Consider the following 14,695-nt stretch of genomic DNA (forward strand, 5'->3'; position numbering starts at 1 on the left):
TGCCGTGGCCTGTGTGTGCATCCGTTGCGTGCTTTCAGATTACGTAGCCGGGCGCAGCGGTGTTAGGACGAAACTGCCGCAGATTTGCCCGATCCTCTCGGGCTCGTCGGGCATGTCCTGCGGCGCGTTTGTGCTGCGGCTCAGCCGGCCGTGACTGTCATCCCGCCGTCGGCCATGACCACCGAACCGACCATGAAGCTGGCCCGATCCGAGGCGATGAACGCGACCACTTCGGCGATTTCTTCCGGTTGGGCGGCACGGCCGATCGGCGCCGCTTCGCCATGTTGGGCGAGAAAGGCAGGGCCGTCGTCGACCACATTGTTGAGGATGTTGGTCACCACATCGCCGACACCGACAGCGTTGACGCGGATGCCGTGGCCAATGACCTCAAGCGCCAGGGTGCGCGTCAATTGGGCCAGCGCGCCTTTGGAAGCGGTGTAGGCGGCAATGGTGGGGAAGGCGAAATAGGAAGCGTAGGACGCGATGTTGACGATCGATCCGGACTTGTTGGGCATCATCGCTTTGACCGCCTCCCGGCTATGCAAAAAGGCCGCCGTGGCGTTGACCGCCTGAATGCGTTCCCAGTCTTCGCGGGTCATGTCGATGACCAGTTTGTTGATGATGATGCCGGCGTTGTTGACGAGAATGTCCAGCCGACCGAATTGCTCGACGGCCAGGGCGACGGCGCGTTCGGCTGCTCCGTCCTGAGTGATGTCTGCCACCAGGGGGATCAGGCCTGGGCGGGCCAGCGCTTCAACCTCAGGGTTTATATCTTCAGCAATGACCTGGGCGCCGCGGGCATGCAGCAGCAGTGCGATGGCCTTGCCGATGCCACTGGCCGCGCCAGTGACCAGCGCAACTTTACCGGCCACTTCGTTTGGGGTGCTGTTCTTGAAGTCGTTCATGATGTTCTCCAGCGATTTGATCGAGTAGCGACAAGCCGTGTTGGCGCCGGCGAGGCGCTGTCATCGGCGACAGGCCCACTGTCTCGCAGCGAAGCGAAGTAGGCTTTCGTGGGATTGTCCGCGCTGTCGGGGTTTTGCGCTGAATGTCAGTGAGGAAGGTTCGGTGCTCGATTCAATCCACGGCAAAAGCCCGATATCATCGAGCCGGTCTGCTGACGCGGCGTGCGGGCAAGCATCCAAGACCTGTCGGGCTTGGCACAGCCGAATCTGAAAAGGACGAGTTCATGGCAAATACCGGGCGTACCTCCCAGGAACAGATGTCGACATCTTCTCGAGACTTGCGCATCACCGGCGAGTCGATGGCTGAGTTCCTGCCAGGCGAACCGCAGGCGTTACCCTCGCGCCCGGAAATCACGGATGTTGTGATTCAGCTGTTCACCCATCGCAGTGTTACCGAACCCATTCTCGTGCCTGCAGTGGTGGAGCCGTTGCTCGTTCTGGTTCTGGCCGGGGCGGCCAGGGTGGAGGAGCGCGCATTGGGTGGCGAGTGGGAAACTGCGCAGGTCAGTGCCGGCGATTTTTTCCTTACCAGTTCCGATGAGCCGTATGAAATGCGCTGGCAGACGCACGGAGGCGATACCTTCGAAGTCATGCATCTTTATCTCGGGCTGCCGCTGATCGAGCAAGCGTCTCGAGAGCTGTCGGGTCAGCACGCAGGGTCTGTGCGTTTGCGCGATGTTTCAGGGGCACGGGACGAGCGCGTCGCATTTGTGATGGAGCAATTGCGCACCGAACTGCTTCTGGAACGCTCGCCCAGCGCTCTTTTCGCCCGCTCGCTGGCACAGGCGCTGGCCGTGCATCTGGTGCGCAGCTATCTCGATGAAGGCCAGCCCGGGCGTCGGGTCAATGCCTTGCAAGCCTACAAATTGCGCAAAGTCACGGACGCCATGAGCGCGCATCTGAGCGCTGAATTCAGCCTGGCCAAACTGGCCAGTCTTGCCGAGCTGAGCGAGTACCACTTCAGTCGCCTGTTCAAGCGGGCGACGGGGCTTTCGCCGTCGCAGTACTTCATTCGCTTGCGCATGGCTCGCGCGCGGCACCTGTTGCTGAAAACCCGCCTTAACGTCATCGATGTCGGACTGGAAGTCGGCTACTCAAGCCCCAGTCACTTCTCTCAGATCTTTCGGCGTGAAGTGGGCGTAACGCCTAGCGAGTTCCGTGGGGCTTGAGCGCCGCTGCGTTTCAGGTTTGCAGGCGATGCACACAGACACGAATAGGCAAAAGTTGCGCAGGTTTCGGCACGCGTCGACGAGGCTCGTGCCCTTAATCTTTTCGACGTACCCCGCAGTAACGAACGCGTCTTCAGCGGTCGGTGCTGAACTTCAATGCAGACAGCAGGAGCTACGGATATGTCGAACATTCAAAACAAAGTCGTCCTGATTACCGGTGCAAGCAGTGGTATTGGCGAAGCAGCGGCCAGGTTGATTGCTGCCAAAGGCGCGCATGTGGTTCTCGGCGCCCGCCGTACCGAGCGTCTGGACAAACTGGTCAGCGAGATCCAGGCCGAAGGGGGCTCCGCAAGTGCCTGCGCACTCGACGTTACGGATCTGCAATCGATGCACGCCTTCGTGGCATTCGCCAAGACGCAACATGGCAAGGTCGATGTGATCATCAACAACGCGGGGGTGATGCCTTTGTCTCCGCTGGCTTCGTTGAAGGTCGATGAATGGAACCAGATGCTTGATGTCAACGTTCGCGGTGTGCTGCACGGTATTGCCGCCGTCTTGCCGGACATGCAGGCGCAGGGCTTCGGGCAGGTCATCAATATCTCGTCCATTGGTGGCCTGGCGGTGTCTCCGACAGCGGCGGTGTACTGCGCGACCAAATTCGCAGTCAGGGCTATCTCGGATGGCTTGCGCCAGGAAACGGACAAGATCCGGGTGACCGTGGTGTGCCCGGGTGTGGTCGAGTCCGAACTGGCCGATACGATTTCCGATGAGGTGGCACGCGAGGAAATGAAAGCCTTCCGTCGTGTGGCACTCAATGCAGACGCCATTGCGCGAGCGCTCGCCTATGCCATCGAGCAGCCTGACGATGTTGATGTGAGTGAGATTGTGGTTCGCCCGACCGCCAGTCCACACTGAGCAGTCTGGGGGCAAGGCGCGCTCGCCGGCGGCTAGCCAGTCCCGCGCCGTGCGCGGGACCCGCAAGTCGATGTTTTATCAATCTCTCCTCTAGCGCATCTGCAGGATGATCGGACTGCTGCTGGCCGGATCGGTGTGCTCACGTAGCTTGCCCACCGTCTGCGCATCAACGGCACTGCCGTGGTTGCCCCAGGTGCTGCGCATGAAGGTCAGCACTTCGGCGATCTGCTGATCCGACAGCTGCTCACGGAAGGCCGGCATGCGATAGGCATCCGGCACGCCGGCCGCCACCACACGTTGCGCGCCATTGAGGGTGATGTTGATCGCCGAGGCGCTTTCCTTGGCCAGTGCAGAAGTCGCGCCGGCCAGCGGCGGCATCCATTGCGATTGACCCTTGCCGTCCAGACCGTGGCAAGACGCACAGCGTGTCACGTAGGTATGCGCACCGGGGGAGTCCAGACGTTGCGCTGCCGAAACCGCTTGGTACTGCCAGGGTGCGCCATCCCGTTCACTATCGCCGGGAAGCGACTTCAGGTAGTGGGCAATCGCGGTCACATCATCATCGCTCATGAACTGCGTGGAGTTGTTGAACGCCTCGGTCATCGAGCCGTAGACCACCGCGTGCTGGTTGCGACCGGTCTTGAGGAACTGCACGATCTCTTGCTCGCTCCAGCGGCCCAGCCCGGTGTTGTGATCATCACGCAGGCTCGGTGCGTACCAGCCATCGAGCAGGGCGCCGGCGAGGTATGGCTTGCCGGACTCATCCAGTGCCTTCTCGTTGAACGCCAGGCTGCGCGGCGTGTGGCAACTGCCACAGTGCCCGGCGCCCTGCACGAGATAAGCGCCGCGGTTCCATCGTTCATCCTGCGACGGTTTGGCTACGTAGGGCTCGGCGTCGACAAACACACCGTTCCACAGTGCAATCGGCCAACGCAGGTTCAGCGGAAACGGAATCGCACTCGGGATGTTCGCCTGTTTGACCGGCGCCACGCCTTTCATGAAGAACGCATACAGCGCACGCACGTCATCGTCACTGAGCTTGGCATAGGACGGGTAGGGCATCGCCGGGTATAACCGGCGACTGTCGGGAGCTACGCCGTGGCGCACGGCACGGTCGAAGTCCGCCAAGCTGTAGTGGCCGATTCCGGTTTCCGTGTCCGGGGTGATATTGGTCGCATGGATCGCGCCCAGCGGTGTGGCCATTTCCAGCCCACCGGCGAACGGCGCGCCATCCGGCACGCTGTGACAGGCTACGCAATCGCTGAGCCTGGCGACGTATTCGCCACGGGCGACCAGCGCCGGGTCGATGTCGGCCACGGCGATCTGGTGGTTTTCCAGGCGCGAGACGGGCTCGCGGGTGACATACCAGGCCAGCAGGCCTGCCGCGACCAGACACGGCACGGCCAGCCAGCCAGCGGTTCTTGCGAATCGGCTGTTATTCATGAACGCTCCGGCGCTGATCAGGTGAAGGTGTGTCGGCTCAGGGGCAGGCTGCGCACCCGCTGACCGGTTAGCGCTGCCACCGCGTTAGCGACAGCGGGCGCGACCGCAGGCAATGGCGGTTCACCGATGCCACCCATTTTTTCCCCGCTCTCGACCACACGCACATGAACCCGTGCCATCCGCGCAGGCGGCAGGATCGGATACAAGTCGTAGTTGCGCGCCCGCGGTTTACCATCCACCCACACGGCTTCTTCCACCAACGTCTGCGACAGACCCAGCGCCACGGCGCCATTGACCTGAGCCTCGACAATCGCCGGATTGACGATGCTGCCCGGATCAATCGCCTGCCAGATGTCATGCACCTTGACCTGGCCGTTCTCGATGGACACCTCGGCGATCACCGCCGTCTCGGTACCGAACGGCGAAGCCATGGCCACCCCTCGCGCACGTCGGCTGCCGTCTTCGGCGGTAAACGGGCCGCGCTTCCAACCGCCCGACAATTCACCCACTGCTTGCAACAACGTGGTCAGCCGTTTGTTGTCACGCAGCAAATGCAGGCGCAGCTCGAATGGGTCTTTGCCTCCCTTGTCGGCCAGTTCATCGAGGAACGATTCATAGAAGAAGTCGTTGAGGGAATTGCCCACCGAGCGCCAGTAGCCAAGCATCGCCGGGCCTTTGACGTAGATCTGCGCGATGCGCTTGTTGGGGATCGCGTAGGACTTGCCCGACAAGCCTTCAAGCGCAGTCGGGTCGAGCTTTTCACCTTGCTTGCCGGCGAGGGCTTCGGTCGGCCCTTCGGTGGCACTGACCGCTTCGATTGCCAGCGGCCAGCCGTCGTTGTCCAGTGCCGCGCGGAAATTCACGGCGGCAACCGGGCGGAGCACGTCACGCAAGAACTCTTCTTCGCGGCTCCAGATCAGCTTGACCGGACGGCCAACTGCCTTGGACAGCGCAATCGCCTGCGGATACGGACTGGCCGAGTCATAGAGGAAATGCCGGCCGAAGAACCCACCCAGCAGTGGCGAATGCAAGGTGATGCGCGAAAGATCGAGGCCCGTGCGTTTGGCGATGTCGGCACGGAACATGTCCGGCGCCTGATTCGGCAGCCAGACTTCCAGCGAACCGTCCGGATTGAACCGGGCCAGCGCTGAAGGCGGTTCCAGTTGGCCGTGGTTCAGGTATTGGTTGTGGTAAGTGGCGTCGATCCGGGTCTTGGAATCCTTGAGAATCGAAGCCACATCGCCTTCGTGTTCATCATCTTTGGCGGGGCTTTTATCTTCGGCGAGGCGCTTGAACCACGCATCGCTGGAAAAGTCGGCGGGCATCGGCCGCACTTTGCTATCGGCTGTTGGCTCTTGCCAATCAACCTGGATCGCCTCGACTGCTCGTTTGGCGTGCCACCAGCGCTCGGCGACCACCGCCACGGCGCCGGGCAGACGATGCACGGAATGCACGCCTTTCATTGCCTTGACCTGGTCTTCGTTGCGCAGGTTGCCCACGGTCATCCCCAGGCGCGGGGCATGTTGAACGGCGGCATGCAGCATGTCGTCAACCTTCAGATCGATGCTGTACAGCGCCTTGCCCGTGGACTTGTCATAGGCATCGAGGCGCTTCACCGGTTTGCCGATCCAGCGGAACTGGCTCGGATCACGCAGCTTCACAGAGGCTGGATCAGGAACCGGCAGATCCATCGCACGCTCGGCCAGTTCACCGTAGGCCAGCGAGCGGCCCGACTTGGCGTGCACGACTTTGCCAGGCTCGGTGGTCAATTCACTTACCGGCACGCCGAGTTGCTGCGCGCCCGCCTGCAACAACATGGCGCGGGCGAGGGCGCCGAGGCGGCGCATCACCGGATAGCTCATGCGCACCGACATACTGCCGCCGGTGATGCGCATGCCGTTTTCCATCACTACGTAGGCTTCTCCGGGCGGCGCTGCTTCGACCAGGAAGGTTGCCGGGTCGGCATCCAGTTCTTCACCGACAATCTGCGCCATCGCAGTGAACGTCCCTTGTCCGCCTTCCATGAACGGGCAGAGCAGGCGCACCCGATTGTCCGGGCGGATCTCGAGAAACGCCGGGACCTGTGTGCCGCGCTCGGCAGTCGCTGCCGCTGCCGCTTGTACCCGTGTCACACCGAGTGGCAGACCGAAGCCGAGCACCAGTGCGCCGACGGCGGTACCGGTCAGGAAACGTCTGCGCGACACATTGATCGGTTCCTGCAGATCCAGGACTGAAGCGTGTTGTGAAGGATCGATACGAACGTCCATCACGCGTCCCCCTTGCCGGCAAGTTCATGCACGGCGGCATGAATGGCGTTGTAAGTACCGCAGCGGCACAGATTGACCATCGCCGCCTCGATCTGCGCATCACTCGGTTTGGGGTTCTGCTTGAGCAGCGCGGTGGCAGCCATTACCTGCCCGGACTGGCAGTAGCCGCACTGGGCGACCTGCAGATCGACCCAGGTCGAGACGACTCGTTTGCCCACGTCATCGGTTTCGATGGCTTCAATGGTGGTGACCTCGCGGCCAACCACACCGGCCACTGGCGTGACGCACGAGCGCACGACGTTGCCGTCCACCAGCACCGAGCAGGCGCCGCATTGCGCCAGCCCGCAGCCGTACTTGGTGCCGGTCATGCCCAGATCATCGCGGATCACCCACAGCAAGGGTGTATCGGCGTCGGCATCGACCTGATAGGTCTTCTGGTTGATTCGTAGTTCCATGATTCACCCGCTGATCATCGGTTGACGTGCATTGTTATGAGCGGTGACACGCGGCGGGGCGCATCATCGGTGACGCTGGTTGTTCGTTCAATTCGCGACTGTGCCGAGCGCTGCTGCCTCGAATGGCTGCCCGCGCAAAAGGGCCATGTCGCGGCTCGGTGCGGTGCCGAACAGCCGGCCATATTCGCGGCTGAACTGCGAAGGACTTTCATAGCCGACCGCATACGCCGCCCGCGAAACGTCGAGGCGCTCGATCAACATCAGTCGGCGTGCTTCGTTGAGCCGCAGCCATTTCTGGTACTGCAGCGGACTCATGCCGGTGAGCTGGCGGAAATGATGGTGAAAGGTCGGCGCGCTCATCTGCACCCGCGCGGCCAAATCATCGATGCGCAGGGCATCGGTGTAGTTGACCTTGAGCCAGTCGATCGCCTTGGCGATGCGATAACCCTGACCGTCGACGGCAGTGATCTGCCGCAGCCGCGGGCCTTGGTCGGTATGGAGCAGCCGATAGTGGATCTCGCGCAGAATCAGCGGTGCCAGGACCGGGATCGCCTCGGGTTCATCGAGCAATGCCAGCAGGCGATCGAGCGCGTCCTCCAAAGCTGACGACAGGCTGCCGATCGCAGCGCCCGTACCCGTTGATGGCTGGCGTTTCGCGGGCAAGCCGCTCTTGGTAATGACCTCGGCAAGCATGCTGACATCCAGTTTCAATACGAGGCCGACGCAGGGCTGTCCGGAACTGGCGAGCATCACTTCGGAGTTGGCGGGCAGGTCCAGCGACGTGACCAGAAACCGCGACGGGTCATAGCTGTAACCCTCACCGCCCACCCACAGGCGCTTTTCGCCGCGACCCACGAGAATCAGGCTGGGCTCGATCATGCACACAACGGGAGGCGCCGGCTGGTCGCGACGAAACAGCGACAGCCCGGGTATCGACGTGGCGAAGTCACCCGGTGCGTTCACACGCGGGTCGATGTGCCGTGCCAAAGGTGATTCCTGGGGCAGAGGGGTCGGGATCATGTGGGCTCGCTCCTTTGACCGAACTCTAATGCGCGCGCGCGACGTTTCCTATCCATGACCCTGCATCGCCAGAGGATCAGGCAAGCATTCAAGAGGAATGCGCTAGGGAAGCACCGGACTGACCGGGAGAATGTGTCTATCTGTTACAGGGGCACTGCCCGGATGGGCGACAAACTGTTTGCCCCTGCGCATCACACCCCACACGTTTTTCGCACCACAGGTAGTTCCCATGACGTTTCCTTCTACAGATCCTTCTAAAAGAACAGGCGGCTGGAGCGCCGTGCTGGCGATGTCGTTAGCGGCATTCGCTCTGGTCGCTTCAGAGTTCATGCCTGTCAGCCTGCTGACGCCGATTGCGGCGGACCTGCACATCACTGAGGGCCAGGCCGGGCAGGGGATTTCCGTGTCCGGTGCCTTTGCCTTGATCACCAGTTTGTTGATCGCCTCGGTCGCCGCTCGCATCGAACGCAAGCAGCTTCTGCTGGGCCTGACCCTGCTGATGATCGTCTCCGGTACGGTCGTCGCGTTCGCCCCGGGCTACCCGTCCTTCATGTTTGGACGTGCCTTGATCGGGATTGCGATTGGTGGTTTCTGGTCGTTGTCGGCGGCGACTGCCATGCGCCTGGTGAAGCCTGAACAGGTTTCCCGCGCGCTGGCCATCGTCAATGGCGGTAACGCATTGGCCACGGTCATCGCCGCTCCGGCGGGCAGCTTTCTCGGCTCGTTGATCGGCTGGCGCGGTGCATTCTTCTGTGTGGTTCCGGTCGCGGTGCTTGCCGCCGTGTGGCTGCTGATCAGCCTGCCGTCCTTCAAGGCCGAACGCCAGGCAGGTAGCGGCAACGTTCTGCGTCTGATGAAGCAATTGCCAGTGGCCTTGGGCATGGTCGCCGTGAGTGTCTTTTTCATGGGGCAGTTCATGCTGTTCACCTATCTACGGCCCTTTCTTGAAGGCGTGACTGGCGTCAGTGTCTCAACCTTGTCCTTCATGCTGCTGGGGCTTGGAGTGGCAGGTTTTATCGGCACCTTTCTGATCGAACGGTTTATGGGTCGCGGCCTCTACCGCACGCTGACTGCCATTCCACTGATCATGGCGGCCATCGCGCTGGCGTTGGTCAGCTTCGGCAAATCACCGGTGCTGACCGCCGTGTTGCTCGGAATCTGGGGGCTGGTCGCCACGGCCGCGCCGGTTGGCTGGTGGACGTGGCTGGCGCAGACGCTCCCGGATGATGCGGAAGCCGGAGGCGGCTTGCTGGTGGCCATCGTCCAACTGGCGATCGCCGGCGGTGCAATCATTGGCGGTCTGGCCTTTGATTTGAGCGGCTACAAAGCCACCTTCGAGCTTAGCGCCGCTGTCCTGGTCGCCGCGTCTGTGTTGGCCTGGCTGGCCGGGCTGGCCGGGCTGGCCGGGCGCAATGCCACGCAAATTCATCTTGTCGAGCCGAACGCGACAGCCTGACGAGATCACCTGCAACCTTCCTTATGGCTCAAGCATCAAACTGCGCCAAACGATAACGGGCGGCTGAGCCTGCGCATCATCCGGTTGAAGCGCTTGCTGCTCCTCTGGCGAAATCAATTCGGCTGAGGGCCGCTCCAGCAGTAAAAGCTGTGCAGTGTCTACGTTCGATTCATGAGTCTGCGGCGTGGTCATTTGAGCGAAACAACGACCTTGCCCTTGGCGCGTCCCCGCTCGACGTACTTTAATGCCTCGGCCGTTGATTCAAAGGGGAAGGAACGATCAACCACTGGTTTGATGATCCCGTCCTCCACGAGCGCGGTGATGTGTTGCAGTTGAGCGCCATTGGCCCGCATGAACACGAACGCGTAGCTGACATCCTGCTTGCGCGCTTTGCGACGAATGCCAAGACTCAGCAGTCGCATGACTTGCTGCAATGGCCAGGACAATCCTTGCTCTCTCGCGAACTGCACAGTGGGTGGGCCCGAGATGGAAATGAGTTGACCACCGGGTTTCAGGACCGCGAGTGATTTCTCCAGCACGTCGGCGCCAAGGCTGTTCAGCACCACGTCGTAGTCACGCAGCACATTTTCGAAGTTCTGCTGTTTATAGTCGATGACTAGATCGGCCCCCAGCGCTTTGACCCATTCGACATTGGCGGTGCTGGTAGTTGTGGCGACAAACGCACCGAGGTGTTTGGCAAGCTGAATCGCAATTGTGCCGACGCCGCCGGAACCCGCGTGAATCAGCACTTTCTGGCCCTTTTGCAGCCGGGCGGTTTCAACCAGTACTTGCCAGGCGGTCAGTGCAACCAAGGGCAGGGATGCGGCTTGTGCCATGTCGGTATTGGCGGGTTTCAGGGCGACCGCGTTTTCGTTCACGGCGATCAATTGGGCGAACGTCCCGATCCGCGCTTCGGGCGGGCGAGCGTATACCTCGTCTCCCGCTTTGAAGCGTGTCACCTTCGAACCGACTTCAATCACGACTCCCGCCAGGTCATTGCCCAGGATCAACGGAAAGGCGTAGGGCAGGATCAGTTTGAACTCGCCTTTGCTGATCTTCGAATCCAGCACGTTGACGCTGCTCGCATGGACCTCGATCAAGACGTCGTGGGCACCGACTGCAGGGGCGGGCGCTTCGCCAATGCGTCCGGGATTCTTGCCATAGCCATCAATCAGAAATGCTTTCATCGTGGTGCGGCTCTTGCTGGTTGTACGGAGGGTAGTCGGTGGGTTGCGGTGTTGCTGCGTGACGTGATCAAGCATCGAGAAACGCCTGCGCCTTGGCCACAAAGTCGGCGTGATGCTGGAAAATCCCGCCGTGCCCGGCATCCTCATAAATCACCAACTGTGCGTCGGGGATAAGCCTGGCCAGTTCAAACGAGTTAACGCTGGGCACCATGATGTCGTTGTCGCCGTTGACGACCAGCGTCGGCGTGCGCAAGCGTTCGAGCGCTTGCCGCGGTTGTCTGCCCCACGCCGTGATGGCTTTCAATTGCCGCAGGAAGGCGCGGGGTGTCGGGCCCTTGTCGCGATTGTTCTTGCGTGCCTTGAGGCGTCTTAAATACTGCGAGGCAGACCGTCGCCCATTGGCCGACGAGGTGAAGAAAAGGTAGAACTTGGGATCGCGCAGGGTCAGCAAGCCTTTGAGGATCAATGGCCATGACACTGTGCCGACCTTGTCGATGCCGGTGCCGCCCGCCGGTCCAGTACCGGTCAGAATCAACCGGCGTACCAAGTCAGGCGCCTTGAGGGCAATGTCCTGAGCGACGAAACCTCCGAGGGAGAAACCGAGCACATCCACGGTTTTCAGCCCCAGCGCCCTGATCAGCTGGATGGCATCGTCGGCCATTTCGCCCACCGTCAGTGGCGAGGTTCCACCCGAGTTGCCGATGCCGCGATAGTCGGTGGTGATGACGCGTCTGGTTTGCGCCAGGCCATCGATGATCGCGGGGTCGAAGTTGTCCAGTACCGCGCCCCAATGGTTGAACAGTACCAGGGGCATGCCGGTTGCGGGCCCAGTGTCGCGATAGGCGAAGGGAATGCCGTTGACCGTGATCGACTGGTTCGCCGCGTCGATGAATGACGTCGGCGAACCCGAGCGGGAATTTGTCTGTATTGAACTCATTGTCACTCCGGCCAGCGGGCAGGATTCGATGCAATGCCCTGTGCCTGCATCGAATCTGCCGCGAATGCTCGCTAGCAAAAAATCACTGTGGCGTCTGATAGCGCTGGGCAACCGCAGACTGGCGGATTTGTCCCAGCAGGCCCTGACGTGCGCCCTGCAGGTCATCCCAGCGCTCGGCTTCGTGCAGCGGCGGGATGGTCACAGGTTCGCGACGATCGAAACCAACCAGTGCGGCATCCACCAGATCACCCACTTCCATGATTTCGCTCAGGGTGTTGATGTCGACGCCGGAGCGATCCCAGATTTCCGTGCGAGTGGCGGCGGGCAACACGGCCTGCACGTAGACGCCCTGAGGCGAGAGTTCCAGGCTCAGGCCCTGGGACAGGAACAGCACGAAGGCCTTGGTCGCACCGTAGACGCTCATGCCGAACTCCGGCGCCAGGCCCACCACCGAACCGATGTTGATGATTGCGCCGTCGCCGGCCTTGGCCAGGCGTGGGGCGATGGCGCTGGCGAGCCGCACCAGCGCCGTGGTGTTCAGGGCGACCAGTTGCGCAACGCTGTCGGTGCTTTGATCGACGAAGTGGCCGGACAGCGCGGCGCCGGCGTTATTGACGAGAATGCCGATGCGGGCGTCGTCGCGCAGGCGGCTTTCAACGGTGGTCAGATCGCTGAGTTGGGTCAGGTCTGCCGGGATGACATCGACGGCGACGTCGTGCTCGCTGCGCAAGCGCGCTGCCAGTGTGTCCAGGCGAGCCTGATCGCGGGCGACCAGTACCAGATCGTGGCCACGTTTGGCGAAGCGTTCGGCATAGACGGCGCCGATACCGGTGGAGGCGCCGGTGATGAGAACAGTAGGGCGAGTGCTCATGGGGTATCTCTTTTTCAGGAGGTGAGAAACGGAACGCGCTCAGCTTGCGCTGACGCTCGATTCAGCGAGAGCCGGGTAGTCGATGTAGCCCGCCGCGCCGCCGCCGTAGAGGGTGGCGGGATTGAAAGCGGACAGCGGCGCGCCCTGCTTGAGGCGCTCCACCAGATCCGGGTTGCCGATGAACGGGCGACCGAAGGCGATCAGGTCGGCCTGGTCTTCGGCGAGCCGCGCGTTCGCCAGGTCCAGGTCATAGCCGTTGTTGGCGATATAGGTGTTTTTGAAGCGCTGGCGCAGGGCGCCGAAATCGAAAGGGGCCACGTCGCGAGGGCCGCCAGTCGCGCCTTCGACCACGTGCAGATAAACCACACCGAGGGCGTCGAGTTGCTCGACGACGTAATTGAATTGCGCCTGCGGATCGCTGCTGGATACGCCGTTGGCCGGCGACACGGGAGACAGGCGCACGCCAGTGCGATCCGCGCCGATCTCATTGACGACGGCCGCTGTCACTTCGAGCAACAGACGCGCACGGTTTTCAATCGAACCGCCGTAAGCGTCGGTGCGCAGATTGGCGTTGTCCTTGAGGAATTGATCCAGCAAATAGCCGTTTGCACCGTGAATCTCCACGCCGTCGAACCCGGCGGCGACCGCGTTGGCCGCGGCCTGGCGGAAATCGGAGACGATCCCCGGCAGTTCGCTGGTTTCCAGGGCGCGGGGTTCGGAGACGTCTTCAAAGCGGTTGTTGACGAACACTTTGGTCGCGGCACGCAGCGCAGAAGGGGCCACCGGTGCGGCGCCGTTTTCTTGCAGGTCAACGTGTGAGACGCGGCCGACATGCCACAGCTGCAGGAAGATTTTTCCGCCCTTGGCGTGAACCGCATCGGTGACCGTGCGCCAACCGTCTATCTGCGCCTGCGTGTAGATCCCGGGGGTGTCCTGATAACCCTGGCCCTGTCGGGAAATCTGTGTAGCTTCGCTGATCAGCAAACCGGCGCTGGCGCGCTGGCTGTAATAGACAGCCGCGAATTCGCTCGGGACAAAGCCCTGGCCTGCGCGGTTGCGTGTCAGCGGTGCGAGAACAACGCGGTTCGACAGCGTGAGACTGCCCAGGGTGTAAGGGGTGAACAGAGTCTGCTTGGTCATCTGATGAATCTTCCGTGCCCGTTGATGGAGATCGGTGGGTGCGAAATTAGGATGATGATCGAAATCTAAACTGTCAACAGTTTTGATTATGGCCAACATCTATGTATCATCGGACGCAGGAAATCCCGCTGAACACGAGGTATTGCACGTGAGAGTGACCAAGGCCCAGGCGCAGGCCAATCGAGAACACATCGTTGAGACGGCCTCAGAGCTGTTCCGTGAGCGTGGCTTTGACGGCGTCGGTGTGGCGGATCTCATGGCGGCTGCCGGTTTCACCCATGGGGGCTTCTACAAGCATTTCGGGTCGAAGGCCGACCTGATGGCCGAAGCTTCGGCCTGCAGTCTCGGCAAATCGTTGACCGGCGCCCAGGCGCTCGATGTTCCCGGTTTCATCAACGTCTATGTGAACAGAGAACATCGCGACGGACGCGGCAGCGGTTGCACGATGGCCGCACTGTGTGGCGACGCGGCGCGTCAGTCGGACGATGTGAAAGCCACGTTTGCCGAAGGCATTGAACGCACCCTGCAAACTCTGGGGGAAAAATATCCGACAGGGCCGGATGCTGGGGAGGGCGAGGGGAGAAAGAAAATGATCGACCTGCTGTCGCGTGCGGTCGGCGCAATTGTCTTGTCACGCGCCTGTCCGGATGATTCCGCCCTGGCGGATGAAATCCTTGAGGTATGCCGCGCCGAAATGTTTGCTTCATTGCCGGTGTTGCCGGTCGATGAAGTAGAAACCTTGTAGAAGGACTGATCCGCCCTGTTCGATGACTTGAACGTCAGCCCGTTTTCAGCCAGCCGGTTTTTCGTGAAATATGTACTCTGTTGGTCACGATTTGTAAGACCTCGACAGGCTGAGTAAGCTACGCC

The 14,695-nt window shown here is 61.5% G+C and carries 13 protein-coding genes; 4 read left to right on the forward strand and 9 right to left on the reverse strand.

The features are described 5' to 3' along the window. Nucleotides 1-140: 140 nt before the first annotated feature. Nucleotides 141-905 (reverse strand): SDR family NAD(P)-dependent oxidoreductase, encoded by a 765-nt coding sequence (locus ABTV87_RS13510; protein ID WP_007955177.1) that lies wholly within the window; start codon nt 903-905, stop codon nt 141-143. 284 nt (nt 906-1,189) lie between these two features. On the opposite strand from ABTV87_RS13510, the gene ABTV87_RS13515 reads away from it, so the two are divergent. Then, nucleotides 1,190-2,134 carry a helix-turn-helix domain-containing protein gene (locus tag ABTV87_RS13515; protein WP_007955176.1) on the forward strand — a complete coding sequence of 315 codons (945 nt, stop codon included), beginning with the start codon at nt 1,190-1,192 and terminating at the stop codon, nt 2,132-2,134. Nucleotides 2,135-2,314: 180 nt separating this feature from the next. Beyond that, entirely contained in the window at nt 2,315-3,049 is a 735-nt protein-coding gene (locus ABTV87_RS13520; protein ID WP_085604259.1) for an SDR family oxidoreductase, read from the forward strand. A 90-nt stretch (nt 3,050-3,139) separates the two neighbouring features. Here ABTV87_RS13520 and ABTV87_RS13525 read toward each other — a convergent pair whose 3' ends face one another. The 4 genes from ABTV87_RS13525 to ABTV87_RS13540 all read right to left on the reverse strand — a co-directional run bounded on the left by ABTV87_RS13525 (nt 3,140) and on the right by ABTV87_RS13540 (nt 8,234). Next, a complete protein-coding gene (locus tag ABTV87_RS13525; RefSeq protein ID WP_433899739.1) occupies nt 3,140-4,492 on the reverse strand; it encodes a c-type cytochrome in 1,353 nt (450 codons plus the stop codon). A gap of 17 nt (nt 4,493-4,509) precedes the next feature. After that, nucleotides 4,510-6,759 (reverse strand): molybdopterin cofactor-binding domain-containing protein, encoded by a 2,250-nt coding sequence (locus tag ABTV87_RS13530; protein ID WP_433899740.1) that lies wholly within the window; start codon nt 6,757-6,759, stop codon nt 4,510-4,512. Next, the gene (locus ABTV87_RS13535) at nt 6,759-7,214 is read right to left on the reverse strand and encodes a (2Fe-2S)-binding protein (RefSeq protein WP_085611777.1); all 456 of its coding nucleotides are present in this window, start codon (nt 7,212-7,214) and stop codon (nt 6,759-6,761) included. The genes ABTV87_RS13530 and ABTV87_RS13535 overlap by 1 nt, the downstream gene beginning before the upstream one ends. Nucleotides 7,215-7,301: 87 nt before the next feature. Further along, the gene (locus ABTV87_RS13540; protein WP_433899741.1) at nt 7,302-8,234 is read right to left on the reverse strand and encodes an AraC family transcriptional regulator N-terminal domain-containing protein; all 933 of its coding nucleotides are present in this window, start codon (nt 8,232-8,234) and stop codon (nt 7,302-7,304) included. A 229-nt stretch (nt 8,235-8,463) separates the two neighbouring features. On the opposite strand from ABTV87_RS13540, the gene ABTV87_RS13545 reads away from it, so the two are divergent. After that, nucleotides 8,464-9,690: an MFS transporter gene (locus tag ABTV87_RS13545; RefSeq protein ID WP_433899742.1), complete on the forward strand. Its 1,227-nt coding sequence runs from the start codon at nt 8,464-8,466 to the stop codon at nt 9,688-9,690. Nucleotides 9,691-9,878: 188 nt separating this feature from the next. Here ABTV87_RS13545 and ABTV87_RS13550 read toward each other — a convergent pair whose 3' ends face one another. The 4 genes from ABTV87_RS13550 to ABTV87_RS13565 all read right to left on the reverse strand — a co-directional run bounded on the left by ABTV87_RS13550 (nt 9,879) and on the right by ABTV87_RS13565 (nt 13,825). After that, complete coding sequence (locus ABTV87_RS13550; RefSeq protein WP_433899857.1) at nt 9,879-10,877, reverse strand: NADP-dependent oxidoreductase; 999 nt, start codon at nt 10,875-10,877, stop codon at nt 9,879-9,881. Nucleotides 10,878-10,944: 67 nt separating this feature from the next. Continuing rightward, a complete protein-coding gene (locus tag ABTV87_RS13555) occupies nt 10,945-11,814 on the reverse strand; it encodes an alpha/beta fold hydrolase (RefSeq protein WP_433899743.1) in 870 nt (289 codons plus the stop codon). An 82-nt stretch (nt 11,815-11,896) separates the two neighbouring features. Continuing rightward, a complete protein-coding gene (locus ABTV87_RS13560; RefSeq protein ID WP_085604232.1) occupies nt 11,897-12,685 on the reverse strand; it encodes an SDR family NAD(P)-dependent oxidoreductase in 789 nt (262 codons plus the stop codon). Nucleotides 12,686-12,724: 39 nt separating this feature from the next. Then, nucleotides 12,725-13,825: an alkene reductase gene (locus tag ABTV87_RS13565; protein ID WP_433899744.1), complete on the reverse strand. Its 1,101-nt coding sequence runs from the start codon at nt 13,823-13,825 to the stop codon at nt 12,725-12,727. Nucleotides 13,826-13,973: 148 nt separating this feature from the next. Here ABTV87_RS13565 and ABTV87_RS13570 point away from each other — a divergent pair, with 148 nt between their 5' ends. Next, a complete protein-coding gene (locus ABTV87_RS13570) occupies nt 13,974-14,570 on the forward strand; it encodes a TetR/AcrR family transcriptional regulator (RefSeq protein ID WP_221533847.1) in 597 nt (198 codons plus the stop codon). Nucleotides 14,571-14,695 lie beyond the last annotated feature (125 nt).

The sequence above is a fragment of the Pseudomonas sp. PSE1(2024) genome (genome assembly GCF_050990555.1).
GTDB classification, from domain to species: Bacteria; Pseudomonadota; Gammaproteobacteria; order Pseudomonadales; family Pseudomonadaceae; genus Aquipseudomonas; species Aquipseudomonas aphyarum.